The following is a 23,956-nucleotide window of genomic DNA, read 5'->3' on the forward strand; positions in this document are numbered from 1 at the left end:
TCTGGCCCGATTTGGGAAGGAGAGGGCGCGGGCGGCGCTGTACGCCGCGGCGCTATCCGATTAAGCTACCGTTTTTCGTCTGTGCATTGGGACTCTATGGCCACACTGAAGGAAATTGCTGAAGCCGCTAATGTGTCCGTCGCCACCGTTTCGCGCGTGTTGAATGACGACCCCACCCTGAGCGTGAAGGCGCAAACCCGCCAGAAGATCCTGGAAGCGGCGGAGCGCCTCGAATACAAGATTGCGCCTTCCAAACGGCAAAGCGGGCAACGCCTGCAATTCGCCGCGCTGTTCACCTATACGCAGGGCGTGGAGATCAACGATCCCTATTACCTGGCGATGCGTTACGGCATCGAAACGCAGTGCGAAAAGCTGGGCGTGGCGCTGAGCGCCGGTTACGACTTCAACGGCGACAAGGCGCTGCCGTCGGCCGACGGCCTGCTGGTGATCGGCCGGCCGCAGCCCGCGTTGTATGAGCAGCTCAGACAGCAGGAAACGCCGGTGGTATTCATCGACGGCGTGGTGGACGACGAGCGTTTCGACTGCGTCAATGTCGACCTGTACAAGATTAGCCGCAAGGTGATCGACTACTTCATCGGCCGCGGCTATCAGCGCATCGGCTTTATCGGCGGGCGCGACGATCCGGCCGGTATCGACCAGCGCGAGCAGGCGTTCGTCGAGTATGGGCGGCAGCAAAACGTGGTACGGGCGCAGGATATTTACCACGGCGATTTCAGCAGCCAGTCGGGCTACCAGTGTGCGAAAGCGATGTTGCAGAGCAAGGCTGGCTATCCGCCAGCGCTGCTGGTGGCGACCGATTCGATCGCGATCGGCGTGCTGCGCGCGCTGCATGAACACGGCATTCAGGTGCCGGGGCAGATCGCGCTGATCAGCGTCAATGATATTCCCACCGCCCGCTTTATTTTTCCCGCCTTGTCCACGGTGCGCATCCCCTCGGAAACCATGGGCGCACAGGCCGTCAACCTGCTGGCGGAGCGACTGCGCGATGAGCGCACCGTCCCGCTGTCGATCTTTGTTCCCAGCTCGCTGCAGCTGCGCGACACCACCGTCGCCTGATTGGCCCCCGCCTTGGCGGGGGCGTTGGCGCTCAAAATTAACGTCATGATAAAAAAAGGCATTTGAGATTTATTGTGATCCTGTCGTCATTTGGTAAATATCAACTGTAGTTTTTACTAAATATTTACTATCGTTTCCGCATTGCACAGGTGTCGGGAGACGTGACGTGAATAATTGGGAAAACATTGAAAAACAGTCTGAGCACCGGTTGCCGCCGCGCGCGAGCTTCTTCAGCTATGCGGACGCCGGGCAGGCGCTGAGCTTCGATCGCAACACCAGCAGACGCTTCCAGCTGCTGAGTGGCCGCTGGCGCTTTCGCTTCTTCGAGCACCCGGCGCAGGTGCCGGCGGCGTTTTACCGTGAGCCGATGAGCGACTGGGGCGATATGGCGGTGCCGGGCATGTGGCAGTTGGAAGGGCATGGCCACCTGCAGTACACCGACGAGGGCTTCCCGTTCCCGATCGACGTGCCTTACGTGCCGACCAATAACCCCACCGGTGCCTATCAGCGCCACTTTACGCTCGACGCCGGCTGGCAAGATCAGCAGGTGCTGATCAAATTCGACGGCGTGGAAACCTACTTCGAGGTGTACGTCAACGGCAACTATGTCGGCTTCAGCAAGGGCAGTCGGCTGTGCGCCGAGTTCGATATCAGCCCCTATGTGCGGCAGGGCGAGAACCTGCTGTCGGTGCGGGTGATGCAATGGGCCGACTCCACCTATATCGAAGATCAGGACATGTGGTGGATGGCCGGCATCTTCCGCGACGTCTATCTGATTGGCCAGAGCGCCACCCACATTCACGACCTGACGCTGGTCACCACCTTCGATGAACGCTACTGCGATGCGCTGTTGGCGATCGACGCCGAACTGCATCATCTCGGATCGCAGGTCGCCGAGGGCTGCCGCCTGCAGGCGCAGCTGTTCGACGGCGATCGCTGCGTGGCGGAGCAGTGGCGCGACGATCTGCGCATCGAGCAGGCGTTGAACTGCCGTTTCGAGCTGCCGGTCAGCCGCCCGCAGCAGTGGAATGCGGAGAATCCCTATTTGTATCAACTGCTACTCAGCCTGTATGACGGCGTCGGCAACCTGCTGGGCGTGGTGCCGCAGCGGGTGGGCTTCCGTGAGATCGCGGTGCGCGACGGGCTGATGTACGTCAACGGCCGCTACTTCAAACTGCACGGCGTCAACCGCCACGATCACGATCACCTTAAAGGGCGCGCCGTCGATATGGCGCGAGTGGAGCGCGATATCGTGCTGATGAAGCAGCACAACATCAACTCGGTGCGCACCGCCCATTACCCCAACGATCCGCGCTTTTACGAGCTGTGCGATCTCTATGGCCTGTTCGTGATGGCGGAGACCGATCTGGAGAGCCACGGCTTCGCCAACGTCGGCGATCTCAGCCGCATCACCGATGATCCGCGTTGGGAACATGCCTACGTCGAGCGCATCGAGCGCCACGTGGCGGCGCAGAAAAACCACCCGTCGATCATCATCTGGTCATTGGGCAACGAGTCCGGCTACGGCTGCAACATTCGCGCCATGGCCCGGCGCTGCAAGGCGCTCGATCCGACCCGTCTGGTCCACTATGAAGAAGATCGCGACGCCGAAGTGACCGATGTGATCAGCACCATGTATTCCCGCGTGGCGATGATGAACGCCTTCGGCGAATACCCGCACCCCAAACCACGCATCCTGTGCGAATACGCGCACGCGATGGGCAATGGCCCCGGCGGGTTGTTCGAATACCAGTCGGTGTTCAACCGCCACGCCAGTTTGCAGGGGCACTACATCTGGGAGTGGTGCGATCATGGCCTGCTGAGCCACGACGAGCAGGGGCGCGAGCGCTACCAGTACGGCGGCGATTACGGCGACTACCCGAACAACTACAACTTCTGCATGGACGGCCTGCTCTACCCGGATCAGCGCCCCGGCCCCGGCCTGCGTGAATACCAGCAGGTGCTGTGCCCGGTGGAGGTGACGGCGGAAGAGGGCGCAGGCGACGTGCTGCGGGTGAAAAACCGCTATTGGTTCAGCTCGCTGGCGGACATCACGCTGAAGGTCAGCGTCAAGACCGACGGCCACCAGGTGGCAAGTTACGAATTCAAGTTGCCGCATCTGCAGCCGGGCGAGAGTGAAGACATGCACCTGCCGGTATTGGCGCTGGGGCAAGGGGAAACGCTGATCGACGTGGCGGTGCATAAGGACAGCGCCACCCGTTACAGCGAGAGCGGCCAGCGGCTGGGGCATTATCAGCATCTGCGCCAGACGGCGACGCGGCTGCCGGCTCCACCGCTGGCCGATGCGCCGGCGCTGCAATGCCGCGAGGAGAATCATCAGCTGATCGTCAGCGGCGCCCGGTTCCAGCTGGCGTTCTCGCTGCTGAGCGGCGAACTGCTGTCGTGGCGGGTAGACGATGAAGAAATGGTGGGGCGCGCGCCGCGCATCACCTTCTTCAAACCGGTGATCGATAACCATAAACAGGAATATGAGGGGATTTGGCTGCCGCAACATTTCCCCATCATGCAGCAGCACTTCCGCCGCCTCAGCCGGCAATGGCAGGGCGAAGATCTGCTGCTCGAGGTGCACAGCCTGATTGCGCCGCCGGTGTTCGACTTCGGCATGCGCTGCACCTACCGCTGGCGCATCTCCCCGCAGGGCCACGTCAGCCTGGATCTGTCCGGTGAGCCTTACGGCGATTTCCGGCAGATTATCCCGAAAATCGGTCTCGATTTCGGCATCAGCCGCCGCTTCGAGCAGGTGGAATACTACGGCCGCGGACCGGGCGAGAACTACCGCGACAGCTGCCGGGCCAACCTTATCGGCCACTACCGGCAGCGCGCCGACGCGCTGTTCGAACACTATCCGTTCCCGCAGGACAACGGCAACCGGCAGGATGTGCGCTGGCTGAGCCTGCTGGACGCGGCGGGCAAGGGGATCTTCATCCAGCCGCGGCGGCCGATCAATTTCAGCCTGTGGCCTTACAGCGCCGAGAGGCTGCACCAGGCCCAACACATCAACGAGCTGGAACCGAGCGACTGCCTGACGCTGAACCTGGACGACCAGATCCTCGGCCTTGGCTCCAACTCCTGGGGCTCCGAAGTGCTGGATACCCACCGGGTTTATCTGGCGCCGTTCAGCTACGGCTTCACGCTGGTGCCGTTCGACGGTCGGCAAACGCAGGGCGCCATGCTCGCCGGTTATGACTTCACGCCCGCTCATCACCACCCGCAGTCTGCGGAGGAAAACGCATGATCATTCTCGAATCCCTGGCGGAATTTCAGCGCATTTATCACAGCGGCAAGAAGTGGCTGCGCTGCATGGAGGCGATCGCCAATGTCGATCGCATCAGTCCGAACGTATGCCATTCGATCGGCGACTCGCTGACGTATCGGCTCAGCGTCGGCGCCGGCCGGCAGCACGGCTGGCTGGAGGGCAACCGCCGTTACTTCGACGTGCACTATTACCTCGACGGGGAAGAGACCGTCGAGATTGCCGACAAACGGGCTCTGGTGACGGTGGCGCCCTATCAGGACGAAACCGACCGCGAGTTTTTCAGCGGCGAAGGCGAGCGGCGCCGGGTCGGTAAAGGCAACGTGGTGATTTTCGAAAACCACCAGGCTCACCGCTTCACAGAAAGCGGCAAGATAAAAAAAGTCATTTTAAAAGTGACGGTGGAAGACAGCTATTTCGTCAATAAATAGCGCGCCCGCCGAACAATAACAACAAACCGAAGTCCCCTACACCATTCGGAGAATCTCTATGGCTGCGTCGAACAGAAACACCATCGGCAAGTTTGGCCTGCTGTCGATGACGTTTGCGGCAGTGTTCAGTTTCAACAACGTGATTAACAACAATATTCAGCTCGGGGTCGCTTCGTCGCCGGTATTCCTGGTGGCGACGATCATTTACTTCATTCCCTTTTGCCTGATCATCGCCGAATTCGTCTCGCTCAACCGCAATTCCGAGGCCGGCGTCTATGCCTGGGTGAAAAGCGCGCTCGGCGGGCGCTGGGCGTTTATCACCGCCTACACCTATTGGTTCGTGAACCTGTTCTTTTTCACCGCGCTGCTGCCGCGCGTCATCGCCTACGCCTCTTACGCGTTTTTAGGCTATGACTACGTGTTTACGCCGCTGACCACGGCGATCATCAGCATCTTCCTGTTCGCCTTCTCGACCTACATCTCCAACAGCGGCGCAAAACTGCTGGGGCCGATGACCTCGGTGACCTCGTCGCTGATGCTGCTGCTGACGTTTTCCTACATCATCTTGGCGGGCGCGGCGGTGCTGGGCGGCATTGAGCCGGCCGATCCGATCAACGTGCAGGCGATGACCCCGAACTTCAACTGGGCGTTCCTCGGCATTACCGCCTGGATCTTCCAGGCGGCGGGTGGGGCGGAGTCCGTGGCGGTGTACGTGAACGATGTGAAAGGCGGCAGCCGCGCCTTCGTGAAGGTGATCATCGTTTCCGGGCTGTTCATCGGCGTGCTGTATTCGGTGTCTTCGCTGCTGATCAACGTATTCGTCCATCGCACCGACCTGCACTTTACCGGCGGTACGGTACAGGTGTTCGAAGGCCTGTCGGCGCACTTCGGCCTGCCGACGGTGCTGATGAACCGCTTTGTCGGCATTGTTTCCTTCACCGCCATGTTCGGCTCGCTGTTGATGTGGACGGCGGCGCCGGTGAAGATTTTCTTCACCGAAATCCCGAAGGGCATTTTCGGCGAGAAAACCATTCGCCTGAACCGGCACGGCGTGCCGACGCGCGCGGCCTGGATCCAGTTCTTCATCGTTATCCCGCTGATGCTGATCCCGACGTTGGGTTCCAGCAGCGTGCAGGATTTGATGAACACGCTGATCAACATGACCGCCGCCGCCTCGATGTTGCCGCCGCTGTTCATCATGCTGGCCTACCTGAATCTGCGGCTGAAGTACGACCGGGTAGCGCGCGATTTCAAAATGGGCTCGCGCCTGCAGGGCATCGCCATCGTCAGCGTGCTGATCGCCATCTTCACCGTCGGTTTCTTCGCCTCGACGTTCCCGACCGGCGCCAGCATCATGACCATCGTGTTCTATAACGTCGGCGGGTTGGTGGTGTTTCTGGGCTACGCCTGGTGGAAGTACAATCGCTACTCGAAGACCCTGAACGCCGAGGCGCGCTACCACGAAGACATGCCGCTGGCGCGCCTCGCGCTGGAAGCGCAGGAAGGGGCGCCGGCCGGGCAACCCGCGCTGACCACGCCCGCTTGCAATAAGCCGCTGTAATCTCTCCTCTATCGGCTCCGCGCTCCGGCGCGGAGTCTCGTTTCGCGTAAAAAGTCCACGTCTGCGTTTGCATAATACATAAGTGAATACTAATGTATTTATATGAACGAAAATGACATCTTCAAGGCGTTGGCCGATCCGACCCGCCGCACCATCTTCGACAAACTCGCCGCCGGCAGCATGAATGCCAGCGCGCTGCGCGAAGGGTTGCCCATCAGCCAGTCGGCGATGTCGCAACACCTGGCGGTGCTGCGCAATGCCGGGCTGGTACGCGAGGCGAAGCAGGGGCGCTGCGTCAATTATCAGGTCGACCCGGACGGGCTGGCGCAGATCGCCCAGTGGCTGGCGAAGTACCGCGCCTGGTGGCCGGCGCGCATCGACGCGCTGCAAACCTTGCTGAAGGACATGGACCAATGAACAAACGGGCTGAGCCGCCGCCGCACGATCGGCTGGTGTTGGAGTATGCGCTCGAGGCGCCACCGGAAAAGGTGTGGCGGGCGCTCAGTATTCCTGCGCTGCGCGAGCAGTGGCTGCCAACGGGCGACCTGGCACAGGCCGAGCCGTTGGCCACCACGCCGGGCGAGGCGGTGAGCTATCGTCTGCGCGACGACCAACCGCCGTTTCTCGAAAGCGTCGTCACCCTGCAGATTGTGCCGGGCGTCGGCGGCGGCAGCCTGCTGCGGGTGATCCACCAGCTTGACGCCGCCAACGACGGCCCGACGATGGTGATGCGCGCCGCCTGACGCATTCCGATCACTTCCTTTTTGCCAACCCAGGAGTTTACCGATGCGTGAGAAGATGATGCTCGTCCCGATGGTGGTGGAGCAGACCAGCCGGGGAGAACGCTCCTTTGATATTTATTCGCGCCTGCTGCGCGACCGGATCATGTTCCTCAATGGCGAAGTCAACGACGACGTGGCCGAAATGCTGTGTGCCCAGCTGCTGTTTCTGGAGGCGGAAAACCCGGAAAAACCGATCCACCTGTACATCAACTCACCGGGCGGGGCGATCACCAGCGGGCTGGCGATTTACGACACCATGCAGTACATCCGTGCGCCGGTGCATACGCTGTGCATGGGCACTGCGCGTTCTATGGGCTCGTTCCTGCTGATGGCCGGCGAGCCGGGACACCGCATGGCGCTGCCCAACGCCAGCCTGCACGTGCACCAGCCGCTGGGCGGCTTTCAGGGGCAGGCGTCCGACATCTTGATCCACGCCGAAGAAATGAAGCGCACCAAAGACCGGGTGATCCGGTTGTACGCCCAACATTGCGGCCTGAGTGATGAAGCGGTGGAGCAGGCGCTGGATCGCGATCGCTTCATGACCGCCGACGAAGCGGCGGCCTGGGGGCTGATCGATAAGGTGCTGCGGGAGCGGTAAAACGGCTCAGCGGGGCTCGGCGGCCTGCGGCGTGTGCCAAACCCGTTCAAGCCCGCATTCGACCATCGCGAAATAGAGGCTGAAATAGCGCTCCGCCATGATAAAGAACGAGCTGTTGAGTTCGATCACCACGTTATTGGTGGTGGTCAGCAGGCCGGATTTTTCCGCCGCCTGTAGGATGCGGTTTACGTGCGCGCGTGAGACGGAGCACGACTTGGCAATTTTCGCCGAGGAGAGCAGCAGAAAGGGGGAGTCCTGCCGGATGCTTTCGATATGCAGCATCAGCAGCACCATGTGGCCGGCGTCCTTGCTGATAAACAGTCCGGATTGCGGCACCAGATCGATCAGGTAGATCTCCTTGAGCATCAGCTGCCCGTAGGCGGCGAAAAAGGCGGGGAGAAAGTCGGGCGCCGCCAGCAGCGCCGCGATGGGCATCTGTGGCGCCAGCGCCTGATAGGGCAACGCCATTGAGGCGATCAGCGCCTGGGTTTCCGCCAGCGCGTGTGGCGTAGGCTTATAGCGCAGCTGGCGTTTGTCATGTTCGCAGGGTTTGACCTCCAGTCGCCGGCCGACCCGCAAAAAGAACAGAAAGGAGTCCAGGGAGTTCTCGCTGATCACATTCTTTCCTTTAAAAAAGGCTTTGACGTCTTTCAGCCCGGCGTCGGGCTGGTGGTAATAAATGGACAGGATGGTGGAACAAATGATGAACCGGCTGTTCCTGAAGATGATTTTGTAAAACAGCGGATGTTTCTTGTAGGTCTCTTTCAATAACTCCCCGTGTTTGACGATGGCGGCGTGAAACGCCGGTGACTGCCTGATGATGTTGGCCTGTTTCTCCAGGTGAAACTGTAGCTGGAATCTGCTTAGACTCATTTTCCCTATTTCCTGTACTTAAAAAAAATGTGCTGCTTTTTATCGTTATGGGTTTGCTGTGTATGATTTGACGATCTGTTGGCCCTGGTCGTTGATGAGGGTGGCCTGAACGGCGACCTGTGAAGGGAGTGTCAGCGCCGCAACGCCATCGAGGGGGTAATCTCGCACGCTGAACGGCGCGGTCATCATGTCGCTTTCTTGCCGCACCGGGTAATCGCGCCTGTCGGTTTGCACGGCGATGCGGGCGAAGGAGAGATAAAACGCCGACCGGTTGTGGCAGCGCAGCAGATAGCCGCCCGGCGATTTTTGCAGCGAGAACGAGACGGCCTCGGCCGCGTTGTCGGCGTTACCCTTCAGCGCTTTGGGGCGGTAGAAGATTTTCATCTGCGTGTTCATCGCCAGCGTCACGTGCGACGCCAGCGGCGGCGTGGTCGGTCGGCTGGGCGGGATCTCATACAGGTTAAGCCAGAACACCGATTCTCTGTCGGTGGGCAGGGCCGCGCCGGCAAACAGGATCCGCAGCCCTTTCAGCGCCGAAGGCTGCAGGGCGAATACGCTGGGCAGGGTGACAAACGGCGCGCGGGACAGTTCGGGTGCGGCGTTGACATCGCCGTTATCGACCCAGGTTTGCGCTACGATCGGATAGCCGTTGGTGTTGAGCAACATCAGGGTTTTTTCCGTGTCTCCCTCGCGGAAAATCACCCGGGTGGCCGAGGCGATGATGCCCGCCTGCGCGCCCATGGCCGTCAGCGCCAGCAGCAGAGCGCATCCCATCGTCAGATATTTCTTTCTCATCATTATTGCACCTTAACCCAGACGTAGGCCCTGGCGTCCACTTTGCCGGCGGTGACAGTTTGCCCGGGCAGCCGGGCGAGCGTGGCGGTCAGTTGAGTGGTGTAGTGGGTGAATCCCGCCGCGGTGCTGCCGCCGCCGCTGGCGCCGTTGAGCACCGGGTACCAGCCGGCGCCGTTGCCCTGCGGGCATTGCCCGGCGCTGCAGCGCGCCCAGCCGACGAAGTTCATCGGCGCGCCGTTGCCGGCGTTGGCGAGCGCGATACCCACGCCGGTGGCGACGCTGCTGTCGGTGCCGTAGCCGCTGGAGAGCAGGTAGCTCACGCCGCCGTTGGCACTGACCAGCCCGAGTTGCTGCGCCGCGACATAGCTTTCATACGGCACTTGCAGGCCGAGGGCGGTATTGTTGCTGCTGACGCCGGAGACGGCGGCGTTGTCACATTCGATATTGATGGTGAACTGCGCCTGTGAGGTTTGCCCGGCGGTCAACTGGCTGACGGAAATGGTCGGCAGGATCACCAGCGGCGTGACGTTGCGCGCCACGCAGGTGGCGGTATAGGTCAAGGAGGAGATCGGTGCGGTGCCCATGCCCATCGCGTTCCAGCGCCCGGTGCCCCAGGTGGCGTAGTTGGTGGCGGAGTCGCTGCCGATAGGATCCGAGGCGATGCCGGGCCCCTGAAAGGTAACATAGCCGTTCGGCTGCGTGCAGGTATAGTTCGAATTGCCGGTGGTCGAGGCCATGCCCACCAGCGGGTTGCCGGCGCTGTAGCCACAGTAGTTGCTGGCACCCGCGCCCGGCAGCGAACTGATGCGGATCAGGTCGGCACGGATGGCGCTGAAGTCTTTCACCCGGATCTGAATTTTGCTGCCGACGGTGGCGTAGCGGGTAATCGGCGCCGACTGCCAGTAGCGGGTAAAAACCTTGCCGGAATCCAGGTGGGTCAGGCGGATGCCGACATAGGGGAAATAGGTGGCGTAGTAGTTGGGGTTGCCGTCTTGGGCGCCCAGATCGTAATAGCCGCCGACGCGATCGTCGCCGTTGGTGGCGAAGACTTCATAGATCTGCCCCGCATCGCTGGCGTCGCACTCATACAGCACCTTGTTGGGATCCGGATAGCGCGTGCCGGACGTAAGATCGAACACGCTGGTGCCGAGCGGCGTACCGACGGGCTGCAGGTAAGTGCTGGTCAGATTGACCCGGCCCAGCGCCGTGCCCACCCCGCAGGGATCGCAACCGGAATCGATCCAGGGGGCGACTCGGGTGCATTGGGCCAGCGCGGCGGGCGCGCCGAACAGCGACAGAGCAAGCAGCGCCAGGGCGGCGATCGGGTAAGCAATACGTTTCATCGTCTCTCCTGAGAATACGTTTAATGGGCTAGCGACATGGGGCGCTGAGCCGCTGAATCGGGCCGTCTTCCCCGGCGGGCAAGCGGTAATGCAGCGTGCACTGCTGGCTGGGCGCGTCGCCCCAGTTCAGCGTCAGTTCCCCGGCGCGCTTATCGCTGCGCAGATATACCTGATTGGCCTGGCCGACCATGCCCACGCTGTTGCCTGCCGTGTCAAGGACGTTGGCGCCCATCGGGATCGGTGCGTTATCGGGCCGCTGCGCGGTGATCAGCAGCGCCTGGCCGCGCACGGTGTTGAAGTGCAGGCGCACCGTGGCGCCGGCGTACGGGGCGACGCGGCGCTGGCCGTCTTCCAGTTCCGCTTTGTCGTTCATGCCCTCGGGGTTCAGCGCGACGGTGTTGTAGTGATAGGGCACCAGCGACGGCGCCAGGGCGTAGCCGAAGCGATCGACGCGCGCGCCCTGGCCGTCCATCACCCGTGCGCCGCTGGCGCCGGGCGCATCGATCAGGGCGAAGGTATCGCCGACATACGGCCCTAATGTCACGCCGCCGCGGTGCGCCACCACGGCGCCCTGCAGCGACAGGGAGCCTTGTCGGTACTGGCGCGCGGTGGAGAACGAGCCGGTGACGTTGGCGTAAGGCAGGCGGGTTTGCAGGTTGCCGCCCCAGATGCTTTGTTGGCGATCGTCGTCGGTGGTGAAGTTCAGGCCGTAGCTGACCGGCTGCTCGTCGCCGACGCTGCCCGACAGCGCAGCCTGATAGTTGCCGCCCTGACCCTGGCTGTGGTTGGCCAACAGCGAGACGCTGGGGGCGGATGATGAACGTCCGAGCGGGAAGCTCAGCGACAGGGCGGTGACGGTTTGCGTGTTCTGCGCCAGCGGCGCACTGTAGACGTTGTCCAGCGGCCCGTAGCCGCGGTAGTCGCCGTTGCTGTAGCCCAGGCTGCGGGTGCGGGTGACGGAGAGGTTAAGCGCCACGCCGTTGCCGAAGGTTTTCCCCCAACCCAACTGGAGCTGATTATCGCGGCCGCGCTGATCGCGGTAGTCCTGAGTCGAGCCGGACATCGTCAGGCTGCCGAGTGCCCCCATCCCTTGATTGACGGCGACCTCGAAACGCGAACGCTGGCGGTAGGAGTCGGACTGCCAGTTTTGGCCGGTAGTGGCGGCGCGCCGTACGCCGAGCACGTCGCTGAGATCGCGAAAGCCTTCGGTAGAGTAGCGGTAGCCGGCGATGGATAAGGTGGTGTCCGTCGGGCTGAAGGTTCGGCTGTAAGAGAGGTGCAGCATCCAGCCGGAGGCGCCGCCGTCCGGCAGGCTGGCGTGGGAATAGGTGGTATCCATGCCGAAGGCGCCCAGCCAGCTGCTGTACACGCCGCCCAGCATCATCGCCTGGTAGCCGTCCGCCAGCTGGTTGCCGAGGTTGAAGGTCAGGGCGTTGGTCAGGCCGTGCTGCCAGGTCACTTCGCTGAACAGATCGTTGTCGCCAACGTAGCGGGAACGGCCGACGATCGCGGAGTAGCGCGACTGGCCGGGGCGGATGGATTCCGGCACCGCGGCGAACGGCACGGTGAAGGTGCTGACGCTGCCGTCGGCTTCGGTCACCACCACGGTGAGATCGCCGGCGTAGTTGGTGGCGTACAGATCGTTGATGGCGAACGGCCCCGGCGCGACGGTGGTTTCATACAGCGTGCTTTTGCCCTGCAGCACCGTCACGCGCGCGTTGCTTTTCGCCACGCCGCGCACCACCGGCGCATAGCCGCGTTGTGAATCCGGCAGCATGCGGTCGTCCGAACTGAGCTGAATGCCGCGAAAGCCCAGGCCGGAGAAGAAGTGCCCGTCGGTAAACCCTTCGCCCAACAGCATTTCGCTGCGCCAGGGCAAGATCGCGCGCTGCACGTAGCGGCGGCTGGTGTCCAGGTGGCCGCCGAACTCCCGATCGTAGCGGTAGCTGGACTGCTGGCGGTAGCGCCATAGTCCGAGGTTGAACCCACCGTTCAGGTTGGCGTAGGTCGAGTCGAGATCGCGGGTTTGCCCCTGTCGGTAGCTGACGTGGTACTGGTTGAGGTTGTAATTGACGAAGGCCATCGATTCGCCGCTGTCCAGGCTGGCGGGATTGACGCTGCCGCGCGGCTGGCCGTTCAACAGCGCCTGCGGAATGCTCAGATCCAGCCGCAGCCGCGAAATGTCCGCGCTCACCGTGATGTCCTTCAGATCCCGCCCAGGCAGCAGGCATTCTGCTTCGGCGGCCGCCGGCGGATTTTTCAGCCCGAAGCGCGTCAGCTGCGGCCGATCGAAACAGGGCAGCACCTGCTTGCCTTCGCGCACGAAGCGAATTTGATCGCGCTCGAGAAACTGGCCGTTGAGGTACAGATCGATCTGATAGCTGCCGGGGGCGACGGCGTCCTGTTGGTTGAACTGGCTCAGGGCGCTGTTGCTCAGCACGCTGCCGCGCAGCAGCGTGGGATCGAAGGTATAGCCGTCGGCGGCGGCGCAGCCCAGCGGCAGCGCCAGCAGCGCGCAACACCAGCGTGCGGGCAGCGGCGTCGCTTTGCGAGCATCGAACATGAAAACCTCCCTGTCTGGTGTCAGCGCGCGACGCTCAGGGTGCGTGTGATTTCCACCCCATAGTCATTGATGACGCGCAGTGCGACCTGCCGCACCTCCCCGTTCACCGGCCAGCTGGCCTGCGAAAACGGCGGGATCAGATCCGCCTGCGGGATCACGGTGCGTTTCGCGCCGCTGAGGATCGCGGCCTGGCTGACGTTGGCGTAGTAGCCGGTCGGGTTGTCGACGTGCAGCGCGTTGCCGGCCTGGCGCAGGCTGAGCCGATCGATAACGTGGTTGGCGTCACCGGCCAGCCCGGCGGGGCGATAGAACACCTTCAGCCGATTGGTGACCACCAGCAGCAGTTTGTTCTTGTCGCTGTCCGTTTGGCGCACCGCGGGCACCTGCAGGAAGTTGAGGTAGAACAGCGATTCGCGATCGCGCGGCAGCGGTTGGCCGACGAACGACAGCCGCACCATCTGCCCGCTGTGCGGATTCATGCGGAAGATTTGCGGCGAGGCGACAAAGGGCGCATCGGCGTTTTCCGGCGTGGATTTGGGGTTATTGATGTCGAGCCAGATTTGCATCAGCGCCGGGGTGCCGTCGTCGTTGGTGAACTGCAGCGTTTTTTCCCGTGCCTCGGCGGGGTAGATCACGCGGTTGCCGAGCAGCGTCACGCTGGCCGACGCGTGGGTAGCGGCAAAACTTATCAGGCAAAGCGACAGGGCGGCCCATCGGCGGGCGGAGCGGGTTATCTGCGGCATAAACGTGAACCGATAAAGGGAGCGAGTCATACAGCGCCGTTCGCTAAGGAACGGCGCTGGCATCAACAGGTATGGCGCCTGACGCCGGCTTATTTGTAGCTAATGGCGAACTGTGCGGTGGCGATCACCGAACCGGCCGCCACGCCGGTGTCTTCCGCGTAGTAGCGGGCCACCAGGTTCTGCGAGGTGGAGGTGGCGTCTTTCGCCAGCGTCATCGCAGAGGTAGTGACGGTCGAACCGCTGGCGAACGACAGCGGCGTGGTGGCGTCGCTGTCCAGCAGTTGAATGGACACTTTGGCCGCATCGCCCGCGTTGCCCAGGTTGCCGTTTGTGGTCGGATTATTGCCCGCCAGCACGGTTTTGATCGCCGTATCGCTGGTTGCGGCCGCACAGCCGGTCACGTTGACGGTAAACGTGGTGTCGCCGGCGGTGGCGCCTTTGGCGGCGAGCTTGCTGGCGGCGACGGTCGGCAGCAGAACGACCGGGTTGGATTGGTTGCCGTTAATATTTACCGAGCAGGTTTGCGTGCTGACTTCGCCTTTAAATTGCACCGTATTGGACGAAGCGGCCGCACAGGCGCCGGAGAGAGCCAGCATGGATAATGCGACTAATTTAACATTCATGTGAAATGCCCTTTAATTTACTTTAGAGAAAAGCTTTCCTGACAGTAATAAATTACTGACGTGCGGTTGTGGGTTAATCATGTTGCGCAATTGTTTTTTAAACGCCTCGGCAAGCATGGATTTTCATCCTAACAAACTAAGAATTTTCCCTATAGGTGTTTTGAATAAGGCAATAAGACGAGAAAGCCTGCTGTTACATTTTTTTTCATTTGCGCTTATATCATACAAAATAGAAAATAGATCTATATCATTGCGTTGCGATTTTATTGGATTGGCAGTTTTTGTGATTGAAATAATTTGAAACATTCATGCCTTTTTTGCGTATTAATCAACGTGCTGACGGTTGCCTGATTATTTGAAAAACATGTTATCAAGATGTTTTATATCGGTGTGCTTTGCAGGCGAATTACCCCAAAAAAGAGCAGCGACAAGCCGCCTGAGGTGTGGAAGCATGCGTCCATGCTGATAAGGAGAATTAAAGTGAGAGTGATTTATATCGACGGTTCACCGCTGTGCCGGTTGGGCATGAAAACATTATTAGGCGGTGGGGTGATAACCTTATCTTCGCCCAATATTAACATCGTTAAAAATATAAGCCCGGCGCCTGATTTAATTATCATGGATTTTCCCCATGAAATTTATCGATTCGAAGCCTATTTGACGTTTATTCACCTTTGCCGCGCTGAATATAAAAATGTCCGGATACTGTTCTTCGTCGATAAGACTTCGCCGCTGATCCTGGCATTTATCGCGGCGGCGCAGCCGGATGCGATTTTGCACAAACGGGAAGCGCTACAGGTGGTGCGAGAGACCTGCGCAACGCTGGCCCGCCAGGAGACGAGCGAACGGCACGTGGTGAACCGGCAGCGGGCGGCGGCGATCACGCCTGGCGAAGCGGCGGTGCTGTGTGAAACCGCCCGCACCGAAGATATCCGCCTGACCGCTCGGCGGCTTAACCTGCACCCGAAAACCGTTTATTCGCACCTCAATAACGCCGGCAAAAAGTTCGGCATCCGCAATCGGGTCGAACTACTGAAGATGATAGCGCTGTTGTAGCGCACCGTTAGCGGGTTTTGCCGACGGCCAGCCGCCATCGCGTGATCTCATCGGCGCCGGGCCCGGCGGCCAGCGCCAGGTTTTGCGGCGGCAACGATTCGCCGGTCACGCCATCCACTACGCGCAGGGTGGCCGGGTGGCCGGTCACGCGGTCAACCACGCGCAGCGGCGGCCCGGCCAGCTCGGACAGATTCCATTTATCGCCAATCTGAATCATCGCCATCACCAGCAGCCCGAGATCTTTTCCCTTCTCCGTCGGTAGGTACTCGTAACGATCGGGGCGCGTCTGGTATTGCCGCTTTTCGATAAGGCCATGGTTTTCCAGGGCCTTGAGCCGATCGGTCAGCGTATTGTTGGTGATACCGGTCGACTGGCGCAAATCGTCATAGCGCGAGAGCCCCAGCAGCAGATCGCGCATGAGGATCGCACCCCAGCGATCGCCCAATGCCGACAGCACGTGCGCCACCGAGCACGTCATGCCTTCAAACCCTTTTGCTTTCACGTTGCCTTACCTCTGTTTGACGCCCGAATGCGGATAATTTTATCGCCTCGGCTTGATAACTTCAATAATTGGAGTTATTACTCTTATTATTGGAGTATATATTTAACAGCGGCTGATGGCCTGAACGCCGGCCGGAAACCCACGCCTTCACCGAGGAGAAAACGTTATGCCACTGTGGCAGATTTACCACCCTGAGCCGGCCTTCAGCGCCGCCGATAAACGCGCGATTGCGCAGAAGGTCACCGCCCTGTACCAGGATTTTTTGCCGCGCTTTTACGTCAACGTGTTCTTCCACGCGCTGCCGCCAGGTTCGGCCTATCTCGGCGGCGAACCGGCCGATGATTTCGTGCGGGTGACCATCGACCACATCGCGCGCGCCATGGACAACGACGCAGAGCAGCAGCAATTCCTGGCGGCCTGCACCCGCATCCTGCAACCCTACATCGCCGCCCGCGGGTTGCGCTGGGAACTGCACGTCGACGAAACGCCGTTCTCGCTGTGGACGATTGACGGATTAAAACCGCCGGCGCCGGGAACGGTGCCGGGCGAGAAGTGGCGTAGCGAGAACCGGCCTTCGGCGTGGGAGGGGGAAATAGGGTGAGACTGGGGATACTCAGGACAAAAAAAATCCACGCCGAAGCGTGGATTTTTCCGTTTCCGGCAGCGGAGAAAAACGCTGCGGGGAAGGGCTTAGACGTTGAACAGGAAGTTCATCACGTCGCCGTCTTTGACGATGTAGTCTTTACCTTCTGAGCGCATTTTGCCGGCTTCTTTGGCGCCTTGCTCACCCTTGTAGGTGATGAAGTCGTCAAAGGCGATGGTTTGCGCGCGGATAAAGCCTTTCTCGAAGTCGGTGTGGATCTTGCCGGCCGCCTGCGGGGCGGTGGCGCCGACCGGGATGGTCCAGGCGCGCACTTCTTTCACGCCGGCGGTGAAGTAGGTCTGCAGGTTCAGCAGCTCGTAACCGGCGCGGATCACGCGGTTCAGGCCCGGCTCTTCCAGGCCCAGTTCTGCCATGAACTCGTCGCGATCTTCGTCTTCCAGCTCGGCGATGTCGGATTCCACGGCGGCGCACACGGCAACCACCACGGAGCCTTCGGCGTCGGCGATTTTACGTACGGTGTCCAGGTACGGGTTGTTCTCGAAGCCATCTTCGTTGACGTTGGCGATGTACATGGTTGGCTTCAGGGTCAGGAAGCTCAGGTATTTGATCGCCGCTTTGTCTTCGTCGCTCAGATCCAGCGCGCGCAGCATACCGGCGTTTTCCAGGTGCGGCAGGCATTTCTCCAGCGCCGCCAGCTCGGCTTTGGCGTCTTTGTCGCCGCCTTTGGCTTTCTTCTGCACGCGGTGGATGGCGCGCTCGCAGGTGTCCAGGTCAGACAGCGCCAGTTCGGTGTTGATCACGTCGATGTCTTCGGCCGGATCGACCTTGTTGTTGACGTGGATGATGTTGTCGTTCTCGAAGCAGCGCACCACGTGGCCGATGGCTTCGGTTTCGCGGATGTTGGTCAGGAACTGGTTGCCCAAGCCTTCACCCTTGGACGCGCCTTTCACCAGGCCGGCGATGTCGACGAATTCCATGGTGGTCGGCAGAATGCGCTGCGGCTTGACGATCTCGGCCAGCTTATCCAGACGCGGATCGGGCATCGGCACCACACCGGTGTTCGGTTCAATGGTGCAGAACGGGAAGTTGGCTGCTTCAATGCCCGCTTTGGTCAACGCGTTGAACAGGGTGGATTTGCCTACGTTAGGCAGACCGACGATACCGCATTTGAATCCCATGTTGTAATCACCTTAAATATCTTAACTATCAGTCGGTTAGATTTAACCAGCTGCATAAAGGGCAAAATAATGCCGCCATTATACACGTAATGGGCGTTTATCTCGATCAGACTTGCTTGGCCGGGGCGAGCGCAACGCGGGCGACCGGTTTTTGATTGAGATTTGGATCACATTTAACCATACTGGCCGTTCCGATTAACCGACAGGAAACGCGCCGGATGTATTTCTTGCCTACGCCACCCTGAGCTGTGCCCGCCTGCAGTCTGCCGCTCCTTGCGGTACCCCATACCCGCTACGCGGGGAGATGATGTCATCTGTCATAAGTGAATAATGCATGTTTAACCTGAGTAACGTCAGGATCGCGGACGTTAAAAATGAAGTCCTGGCGGGCTTTGTGGTGGCGGTTTCGATGATCCCCGAGGCGGTCGGCTTTTCGCTGGTCGCCGGTCTTTCGCCGATCGTCGGTTTACATACCGCGTTTATTATCGGCCTGGTCACGGCGCTGTTCGGCGGTAAGCCGGGCATGGTTTCCGGCGCCGCAGGTTCCATTGTGGTGGTGCTGATGAGTCTGGCGGCGCAGTACGGCATGGGTTACGTGCTGTGGGCCACGCTGTTTGCCGGGGGGATTCAAATCCTGATCGGCGCCTTCCGGCTGGGCAAGTTCATTCGCCTGGTGCCGCTGCCGGCGATCCACGGCTTCGTCAATGGCCTGGCGATCGTCATCATGCTGGCGCAGCTGAAGATGATCGCCGGGCAGGGGCCGCTGATGTACGGCCTGGTGGCGCTGGCGATTGCGGTGGTGGTGCTGTTCCCGCGCCTGACCAAAGCCATTCCGTCTTCGCTGGCGGCGCTGCTGGTGGTTTCGGCGTTGGCGATCGGCCTCAATCTGCATACGTTGCGGGTGGGCGATCTGGCGGACATTTCCGGCGCGCTGCCGCACTTCAGTCTGCCGACGGCGCCGTTTACCCTGGAGATGGTGCGGGTGGTGCTGCCCTATGCGGTGGTGATCGCCCTGGTCGGTTTGATTGAATCGCTGCTGACCATGACGGTGCTGGATGAAATGGGCGGCAAGAAGGGCAACGGCAACCGCGAAAGCATCGCGCAGGGCGCCGGTAACGCGGTGTGCGGCCTGTTCGGCTGCTTCGCCGGCTGTGCGATGATCGGTCAGTCGATCATCAACTTTACCTCGGGCGGGCGCGGGCGCATCTCCGGCACGGTGGGCGCCATCCTGCTGATTTTGTTCGTGGTCAGCCTGTCGCGCTATATCGGCCTGCTGCCGGTGGCGGCGTTGGCCGGGGTCATGCTCGTGGTGTGTTACAACACCTTCGAATGGAGTTCGCTGCGCCGTTTACGCCGTATGCCGAAGGCAGACGCGCTGGTGATGGTCGCCGTCACGTTGATCACCATCTTTACCGATCTGGCGGTGGCGGTGATCAGCGGGGTGATTATCTCGGCGCTGGTGTTCGCCTGGCAGCAGGCGCGCATTCGCGTGCGCCAGCGGCAGGTGACGGGCGACGTGGCGGTGTATCAACTGGATGGCCCGCTGTTCTTCGGCTCTGCCGCGGCTTTCGCCGAGCTGTTCGAGCCGCAAAGCGATCCGCAGAACGTGGTGCTGGATTTTGCCGGCACCCGGGTGATGGATTCCAGCGGCGTAGAAGCGATAGATAAGCTGACGGCGCGTTATCTGGCGGCGGGGAAAAGCATTCGTCTGCGCCACCTGAGCGGTGACTGCGTGCGCCTGCTCAAGCGCGCCGGGCCGTTCTGCAGCCATGAGCTGGACGATCCGCAGTATTACGTGGCGGAAGAGGGGTTCGCCGCCGATGACCGCCGCGTGAGCGAGGAGACCTTCAACCCACGCGGCTAGAAGCCGGCAGCGGGCAGGGCGCCCGCTGCGGCAAAGTTCAGGCCTGCGCCTTGAAACTGTGCAGGCGCTGAACGGTTTTTTCCAGCCCGTCCTTCATCAGCATCTCGGTGCAGCGCAGCGATTCGTCGATCGCTTCGTCAATCATCTTCTGCTCGCCGGCCGGCGGTTTGCCGAGCACGAAGCCCACCACCTTGTTCTTGTCGCCCGGATGGCCGATGCCGATGCGCAGGCGGTAGAAGTTCGGGTTATTGCCGAACTTGTTCTGGATGTCTTTCAGGCCGTTGTGGCCGCCGTTGCCGCCGCCGAGCTTGATTTTGGCCACGCCGGGCGGCAGATCCAGCTCGTCGTGCGCCACCAGGATCTCGTTCGGTTCGATGCGGTAGAAGTTGGCCATCGCCAGCACCGCTTTGCCGCTCAGGTTCATGAAGGTGGTCGGCACCAGCAGGCGCACGTCGTTTCCCGCCAGGTTCAAGCGGGCGGTGTAACCGAAGAACTTGCTCTCTTCTTTCAACTGCTGGTTGTGGCGCTGGGCCAGCAGATCGACGTACCAGGCGCCGGCGTTGTGGCGCGTCTGGGCGTATTCCGCGCCCGGGTTGGCCAGGCCGACTATCAATTTAATACTGCTCACTGGAAGATTCGCTATGATCAGGATAATGGAAAGGGCCTTAGTCTACCTGCCGGGACGGCGAATGACAAAATCCGATCTCCGCCGTCGCTTTAGGTAAGAAAGACGAGTGATTCATTAGCTGAATAATTCAATTTGTCCGCTAATTTTCAGCGGCGTGTTAAGAAGTGTCAATAATTCTTTACCATTTGTGATCGCCTCCGCAATCCCCTTGCCGCCACAAGGACTATACTTAACTTATCAAAGTGGGTTAACAAGTTGCAGCGTTATCCCGGTTGGCACATGGCAATCATGGAGGTGGCATATGAAACGTAGAAACGCGGACAGAATGGGCAACTTTTTTATGGGGCTGGGCCTGGTCGTGATGATCGGTGGCGTCGGATACTCCATTATTGCTGAAGTATCCCAGTTCGATTTACCGCAATTTTTCGCCCACGGCGCCATCATGAGTATCTTCGTCGGCGCGCTGTTGTGGCTGGTAGGCGCGCGTATCGGCGGTCGCGAGCAGGTAGCGGATCGCTACTGGTGGGTAAAACACTTTGATAAACGGTGCCGTAACGACCAACATCGTTCGTCGCATTGATTAAAAAATCAGAAGGGAAGCGAGAGCAGGGCAAGGGAATATCTGCCATGCATTAAGGTCTGAGGTCATGTTGGACTACGAGTAGAAAACCCGTTGTTGCTCACGCACCAACGGGTTTTTCTTTTTCTGCTGTCGGGCTCGCTATCTTTCCGGCACGGTGGGCGCCGCACCGGAAAGACGACGAATCAATGCTCGAACATCGCAGAGATCGACTCTTCGTTGCTGATGCGGCGGATGGCTTCAGCCAGCATGCCGGACAGGGTCAGAGTGCGAACGTTTTTCAGTGCCTTGATTTCCGGCGACAGCGGAATGGTGTCGCAGACGATCACTTCATCAATCACCGAGTTCTTGATGTTGTCCACGGCGTTGCCAGAGAAGATCGGGTGCGTCGCGTAGGCGAATACGCGCTTGGCACCGCGTTCCTTCAACGCTTCAGCCGCTTTACACAAGGTACCGCCGGTGTCGATCATGTCGTCGACCAGCACGCAGTCGCGGCCTGCCACGTCACCGATGATATGCATCACCTGAGACACGTTCGCACGCGGGCGGCGTTTGTCGATGATGGCCATATCGCTATCATTCAGCAGTTTAGCGATGGCGCGGGCACGCACGACGCCGCCGATGTCCGGGGAAACCACGATTGGGTTTTCCAGGTTCTGCTGCAGCATGTCTTCCAGCAGGATCGGGCTGCCGAACACGTTGTCTACCGGTACGTCGAAGAAGCCTTGAATCTGTTCAGCATGCAGATCCACCGTCAGAACGCGGTCAACCCCCACGCTGGAGAGGAAATCGGCAACCACCTTGGCAGTGATTGGCACGCGCGCGGAACGCACGCGGCGATCCTGGCGTGCATAGCCGAAGTAAGGGATAACGGCGGTAATACGACCTGCGGAGGCGCGACGCAGGGCGTCGACCATCACAACCAGTTCCATCAGGTTGTCGTTGGTCGGGGCACAGGTGGACTGGATGATGAAAATATCACCGCCGCGTACATTTTCGTTGATTTGCACGCTCACTTCGCCGTCGCTAAAACGACCTACAGCGGCGTCACCAAGGCTGGTGTACAAACGGTTGGCAATACGTTGTGCTAGTTCCGGGGTGGCGTTACCAGCAAAAAGCTTCATATCAGGCACGAGAAGAACCTCAGGCTTGCGTCCAGAGAAGATATTGTCATACGACATCGCCAAGGGGCAGTCGGCGACGCCGGCGCAATATACATATGGGTATGTAAAACTAAAATTGAGACCGCAGGCAGCGCAGGGATAACAGGGCCAGGTGTGCATGACCCTGCGCAGCGAAACGTTGAGCTACGACTCAAACCGCCCGGAACGAATGCGATGTAGTGGGGAGACGTTAACGCCGCGCGCTACAAAACCACACAACCACTCCGGGGCTTGATTTAACACCTGACGGGCGGCGATTTCTGTGTCGAATTCAGCAAACACACAAGCACCTGTGCCAGTCAGGCGTGACGGGGCGTATTCTAACAGCCATGAAAGAAGCTGTTCAACCTCGCGAAAACGTTTTCTTGCGATCGGTTCGCAATCATTTGCGTACGGCGCCTGCAACAGCTCACTTAAGGAGCGAACCGGGGTGTTTCTTTTTAATTCGGGGTCGCCGAAGATAACCGGCGTCGGGATGCCGACGCCAGGATGCGCCACCAGATACCATTTTTCCTGCGGCTCGGCCGGCTGCAGGCGCTCGCCGATGCCTTCGGCGAAGGCGGCGTGGCCGCGCACGAACACCGGCACGTCGGCGCCGAGTCTGAGCCCCAGCGCTGCCAGTTGGTCGTCGCCAAGACCGCAGCGCCACAGTTCGTTCAGCGCCACCAGCACGGTGGCGGCGTTGGAGGAGCCGCCGCCCAAACCGCCGCCCATCGGCAGGCGCTTGTCGATGCTGATATCGGCGCCGCGCGGCGCGGTCTGCAGGCCGCGCTCATCGCAATAGCGCTGCAGCAGGCGGGCGGCGCGCACGATCAGGTTCTGCTCGTCCGGCACGCCGTCGACCGGCGTCAGCAGATGAATGCGGTCGTCCTGGCGCGGGTCGATGGTCAGGGTGTCGCCGTAGTCCAAAAACTGGAACAGCGTCTGCAACAGGTGATAGCCGTCTTCACGACGGTCGGTGATGTACAAAAACAGGTTGAGTTTCGCGGGGGAGGGCCACTGGCGGATCATTTGAGCGTCCAGTTATCCATCTTCAGCTTGATGCGCTGGTCACCCTGCTGCAGCTCCAGACGGTTCGGCAGCGTCGGCTGCACGTCGTTGCTGTAGCCCTGGTAATCCACCTTCCAGGTCTGGCCGCCTTGCTGATAGGTCAGCTTGTTCAGGCGATATTGATCGTCCAGCGCAAAATCGTTGGCTTCGCCCGGCAGGCCGAGCATCCACTGGCGCAGGTTGTTCAGCGGGATCGCCATGCCGGTCAGCTTGCGGATCATCTCTTCCGGGTTGTCGCTGACGTAGCGTTTGCCCTGGTTGTCGGTCAGCTGCACCACGTTTTTCTGCACGTTGAGATCCATTTCCGTGCTGCCCAGTGGGTTGGTCAACAGCAGGCGGTAGCGCTCCGGCGAGAACTGCTGCCAGAAGAAGCGGGCGTAGACTTTTTTCTGATCAGACAAGTAGGCGAAGGAGCCGCGGGTCTGATAGGTGCTGAGCTGCTGCACCGCCTGCTCATGGGCGCGCCACTGCGGTGAGGTCGGGCTGGTGGCCGGGCCGGTCGGCTTGGTAGTGGTACAGGCGGCCAGCACCAGGCTGGCCAGCGGGATCAGACGGAGCAAACTAACTTTGCGTATTGGCATAACTTTCTCTTGTCCTTTTGTCCTTGCGGGCATGCGCGACGAAACCCGGATTCAGCGCTCACGCTAACGGGGCGGCGGCGACGCGTC

General features: G+C 60.5%; 23 protein-coding genes. 11 read left to right on the forward strand and 12 right to left on the reverse strand.

The window, feature by feature from the left end; genetic code table 11:
* The first annotated feature begins 96 nt into the window (after positions 1 to 96).
* The 7 genes from ebgR to FUU19_RS22820 all read left to right on the forward strand — a co-directional run bounded on the left by ebgR (position 97) and on the right by FUU19_RS22820 (position 7,723).
* A complete protein-coding gene (ebgR, locus tag FUU19_RS22790) occupies positions 97 to 1,077 on the forward strand; it encodes a transcriptional regulator EbgR (RefSeq protein WP_141969382.1) in 981 nt (326 codons plus the stop codon).
* Between the two features lie 166 nt (positions 1,078 to 1,243).
* A complete protein-coding gene (gene ebgA, locus FUU19_RS22795; RefSeq protein WP_230490447.1) occupies positions 1,244 to 4,333 on the forward strand; it encodes a beta-galactosidase subunit alpha in 3,090 nt (1,029 codons plus the stop codon).
* Positions 4,330 to 4,782, forward strand: a complete 453-nt coding sequence (locus tag FUU19_RS22800) for a beta-galactosidase subunit beta (protein ID WP_230490448.1) — start codon at positions 4,330 to 4,332, stop codon at positions 4,780 to 4,782. Before ebgA ends, FUU19_RS22800 begins: the two co-directional genes overlap by 4 nt.
* Positions 4,783 to 4,840: 58 nt before the next feature.
* Complete coding sequence (locus FUU19_RS22805) at positions 4,841 to 6,343, forward strand: amino acid permease (protein WP_141969377.1); 1,503 nt, start codon at positions 4,841 to 4,843, stop codon at positions 6,341 to 6,343.
* Positions 6,344 to 6,445: 102 nt separating this feature from the next.
* A complete protein-coding gene (locus tag FUU19_RS22810) occupies positions 6,446 to 6,760 on the forward strand; it encodes an ArsR/SmtB family transcription factor (RefSeq protein ID WP_047727753.1) in 315 nt (104 codons plus the stop codon).
* The gene (locus tag FUU19_RS22815) at positions 6,757 to 7,086 is read left to right on the forward strand and encodes an SRPBCC family protein (RefSeq protein WP_141969375.1); all 330 of its coding nucleotides are present in this window, start codon (positions 6,757 to 6,759) and stop codon (positions 7,084 to 7,086) included. The genes FUU19_RS22810 and FUU19_RS22815 overlap by 4 nt, the downstream gene beginning before the upstream one ends.
* A gap of 43 nt (positions 7,087 to 7,129) precedes the next feature.
* On the forward strand, positions 7,130 to 7,723 hold the full coding sequence (locus tag FUU19_RS22820) for an ATP-dependent Clp protease proteolytic subunit (RefSeq protein WP_141969373.1): 594 nt from the start codon (positions 7,130 to 7,132) through the stop codon (positions 7,721 to 7,723).
* Between the two features lie 6 nt (positions 7,724 to 7,729).
* On the opposite strand, the gene FUU19_RS22825 is transcribed toward FUU19_RS22820, so the two are convergent.
* Genes FUU19_RS22825 through FUU19_RS22850 form a run of 6 tightly spaced genes read right to left on the reverse strand, consistent with a single transcriptional unit; the run spans position 7,730 to position 14,663 of the window.
* A complete protein-coding gene (locus FUU19_RS22825; RefSeq protein WP_141969371.1) occupies positions 7,730 to 8,596 on the reverse strand; it encodes a hypothetical protein in 867 nt (288 codons plus the stop codon).
* Positions 8,597 to 8,641: 45 nt separating this feature from the next.
* Positions 8,642 to 9,394, reverse strand: a complete 753-nt coding sequence (locus tag FUU19_RS22830) for a fimbrial biogenesis chaperone (RefSeq protein ID WP_230490449.1) — start codon at positions 9,392 to 9,394, stop codon at positions 8,642 to 8,644.
* A complete protein-coding gene (locus FUU19_RS22835; RefSeq protein WP_230490450.1) occupies positions 9,394 to 10,734 on the reverse strand; it encodes a fimbrial protein in 1,341 nt (446 codons plus the stop codon). Before FUU19_RS22835 ends, FUU19_RS22830 begins: the two co-directional genes overlap by 1 nt.
* A 28-nt stretch (positions 10,735 to 10,762) precedes the next feature.
* Complete coding sequence (locus FUU19_RS22840) at positions 10,763 to 13,297, reverse strand: fimbria/pilus outer membrane usher protein (protein ID WP_230490451.1); 2,535 nt, start codon at positions 13,295 to 13,297, stop codon at positions 10,763 to 10,765.
* A gap of 20 nt (positions 13,298 to 13,317) precedes the next feature.
* Positions 13,318 to 14,070 carry a fimbrial biogenesis chaperone gene (locus tag FUU19_RS22845; protein ID WP_230490452.1) on the reverse strand — a complete coding sequence of 251 codons (753 nt, stop codon included), beginning with the start codon at positions 14,068 to 14,070 and terminating at the stop codon, positions 13,318 to 13,320.
* A 59-nt stretch (positions 14,071 to 14,129) separates the two neighbouring features.
* Positions 14,130 to 14,663 carry a fimbrial protein gene (locus FUU19_RS22850; protein WP_033640638.1) on the reverse strand — a complete coding sequence of 178 codons (534 nt, stop codon included), beginning with the start codon at positions 14,661 to 14,663 and terminating at the stop codon, positions 14,130 to 14,132.
* Positions 14,664 to 15,281: 618 nt separating this feature from the next.
* Between FUU19_RS22850 and FUU19_RS22855 the strand changes: the two genes are divergently transcribed.
* Positions 15,282 to 15,719: a LuxR C-terminal-related transcriptional regulator gene (locus tag FUU19_RS22855; RefSeq protein ID WP_038630260.1), complete on the forward strand. Its 438-nt coding sequence runs from the start codon at positions 15,282 to 15,284 to the stop codon at positions 15,717 to 15,719.
* 7 nt (positions 15,720 to 15,726) lie between these two features.
* On the opposite strand, the gene FUU19_RS22860 is transcribed toward FUU19_RS22855, so the two are convergent.
* Positions 15,727 to 16,221 (reverse strand): winged helix-turn-helix transcriptional regulator, encoded by a 495-nt coding sequence (locus tag FUU19_RS22860; RefSeq protein WP_230490453.1) that lies wholly within the window; start codon positions 16,219 to 16,221, stop codon positions 15,727 to 15,729.
* 166 nt (positions 16,222 to 16,387) lie between these two features.
* Here FUU19_RS22860 and FUU19_RS22865 point away from each other — a divergent pair, with 166 nt between their 5' ends.
* Complete coding sequence (locus FUU19_RS22865; RefSeq protein WP_230490454.1) at positions 16,388 to 16,822, forward strand: tautomerase family protein; 435 nt, start codon at positions 16,388 to 16,390, stop codon at positions 16,820 to 16,822.
* A gap of 89 nt (positions 16,823 to 16,911) precedes the next feature.
* On the opposite strand, the gene ychF is transcribed toward FUU19_RS22865, so the two are convergent.
* Positions 16,912 to 18,003, reverse strand: a complete 1,092-nt coding sequence (ychF, locus tag FUU19_RS22870) for a redox-regulated ATPase YchF (protein ID WP_049211448.1) — start codon at positions 18,001 to 18,003, stop codon at positions 16,912 to 16,914.
* Between the two features lie 334 nt (positions 18,004 to 18,337).
* Here ychF and FUU19_RS22875 point away from each other — a divergent pair, with 334 nt between their 5' ends.
* Positions 18,338 to 19,867, forward strand: a complete 1,530-nt coding sequence (locus FUU19_RS22875) for a SulP family inorganic anion transporter (RefSeq protein WP_141969357.1) — start codon at positions 18,338 to 18,340, stop codon at positions 19,865 to 19,867.
* Between the two features lie 37 nt (positions 19,868 to 19,904).
* Here the strand turns inward: FUU19_RS22875 and pth are convergent, their stop codons facing one another.
* Positions 19,905 to 20,495, reverse strand: a complete 591-nt coding sequence (gene pth / locus FUU19_RS22880; protein WP_028128042.1) for an aminoacyl-tRNA hydrolase — start codon at positions 20,493 to 20,495, stop codon at positions 19,905 to 19,907.
* A gap of 301 nt (positions 20,496 to 20,796) precedes the next feature.
* On the opposite strand from pth, the gene ychH reads away from it, so the two are divergent.
* Positions 20,797 to 21,075, forward strand: a complete 279-nt coding sequence (ychH, locus tag FUU19_RS22885) for a stress-induced protein YchH (RefSeq protein ID WP_025160276.1) — start codon at positions 20,797 to 20,799, stop codon at positions 21,073 to 21,075.
* A 185-nt stretch (positions 21,076 to 21,260) separates the two neighbouring features.
* Here the strand turns inward: ychH and prs are convergent, their stop codons facing one another.
* The 3 genes from prs to lolB form a co-directional block, all read right to left on the reverse strand.
* Positions 21,261 to 22,208, reverse strand: a complete 948-nt coding sequence (prs, locus tag FUU19_RS22890; protein WP_230490455.1) for a ribose-phosphate diphosphokinase — start codon at positions 22,206 to 22,208, stop codon at positions 21,261 to 21,263.
* Positions 22,209 to 22,382: 174 nt separating this feature from the next.
* Positions 22,383 to 23,249, reverse strand: coding sequence for a 4-(cytidine 5'-diphospho)-2-C-methyl-D-erythritol kinase (ispE, locus tag FUU19_RS22895; protein ID WP_230490456.1), 867 nt, complete (start codon positions 23,247 to 23,249; stop codon positions 22,383 to 22,385).
* Entirely contained in the window at positions 23,246 to 23,869 is a 624-nt protein-coding gene (lolB, locus tag FUU19_RS22900) for a lipoprotein insertase outer membrane protein LolB (RefSeq protein WP_043141534.1), read from the reverse strand. Before lolB ends, ispE begins: the two co-directional genes overlap by 4 nt.
* Positions 23,870 to 23,956: the final 87 nt, after the last annotated feature.

Origin of the sequence: Serratia montpellierensis (assembly GCF_020858655.1) — a bacterium.
Lineage (GTDB): Bacteria > Pseudomonadota > Gammaproteobacteria > Enterobacterales > Enterobacteriaceae > Serratia > Serratia montpellierensis.

Bases quoted from the DNA above. Each gene is read 5' to 3' on its own strand.
- FUU19_RS22820 (WP_141969373.1), top strand. From the start codon at position 7,130: ATGCGTGAGAAGATGATGCTCGTCCCGATGGTGGTGGAGCAGACCAGC.
- FUU19_RS22825 (WP_141969371.1), bottom strand. From the start codon at position 8,596: ATGAGTCTAAGCAGATTCCAGCTACAGTTTCACCTGGAGAAACAGGCC.
- FUU19_RS22800 (WP_230490448.1), top strand. From the start codon at position 4,330: ATGATCATTCTCGAATCCCTGGCGGAATTTCAGCGCATTTATCACAGC.
- FUU19_RS22805 (WP_141969377.1), top strand. From the start codon at position 4,841: ATGGCTGCGTCGAACAGAAACACCATCGGCAAGTTTGGCCTGCTGTCG.
- FUU19_RS22815 (WP_141969375.1), top strand. From the start codon at position 6,757: ATGAACAAACGGGCTGAGCCGCCGCCGCACGATCGGCTGGTGTTGGAG.
- FUU19_RS22875 (WP_141969357.1), top strand. From the start codon at position 18,338: ATGTTTAACCTGAGTAACGTCAGGATCGCGGACGTTAAAAATGAAGTC.
- FUU19_RS22810 (WP_047727753.1), top strand. From the start codon at position 6,446: ATGAACGAAAATGACATCTTCAAGGCGTTGGCCGATCCGACCCGCCGC.
- ebgR (WP_141969382.1), top strand. From the start codon at position 97: ATGGCCACACTGAAGGAAATTGCTGAAGCCGCTAATGTGTCCGTCGCC.
- FUU19_RS22830 (WP_230490449.1), bottom strand. From the start codon at position 9,394: ATGATGAGAAAGAAATATCTGACGATGGGATGCGCTCTGCTGCTGGCG.
- ychH (WP_025160276.1), top strand. From the start codon at position 20,797: ATGAAACGTAGAAACGCGGACAGAATGGGCAACTTTTTTATGGGGCTG.
- FUU19_RS22855 (WP_038630260.1), top strand. From the start codon at position 15,282: ATGGATTTTCCCCATGAAATTTATCGATTCGAAGCCTATTTGACGTTT.
- FUU19_RS22845 (WP_230490452.1), bottom strand. From the start codon at position 14,070: ATGACTCGCTCCCTTTATCGGTTCACGTTTATGCCGCAGATAACCCGC.
- FUU19_RS22865 (WP_230490454.1), top strand. From the start codon at position 16,388: ATGCCACTGTGGCAGATTTACCACCCTGAGCCGGCCTTCAGCGCCGCC.
- lolB (WP_043141534.1), bottom strand. From the start codon at position 23,869: ATGCCAATACGCAAAGTTAGTTTGCTCCGTCTGATCCCGCTGGCCAGC.
- FUU19_RS22835 (WP_230490450.1), bottom strand. From the start codon at position 10,734: ATGAAACGTATTGCTTACCCGATCGCCGCCCTGGCGCTGCTTGCTCTG.
- ispE (WP_230490456.1), bottom strand. From the start codon at position 23,249: ATGATCCGCCAGTGGCCCTCCCCCGCGAAACTCAACCTGTTTTTGTAC.
- FUU19_RS22850 (WP_033640638.1), bottom strand. From the start codon at position 14,663: ATGAATGTTAAATTAGTCGCATTATCCATGCTGGCTCTCTCCGGCGCC.
- ychF (WP_049211448.1), bottom strand. From the start codon at position 18,003: ATGGGATTCAAATGCGGTATCGTCGGTCTGCCTAACGTAGGCAAATCC.
- FUU19_RS22840 (WP_230490451.1), bottom strand. From the start codon at position 13,297: ATGTTCGATGCTCGCAAAGCGACGCCGCTGCCCGCACGCTGGTGTTGC.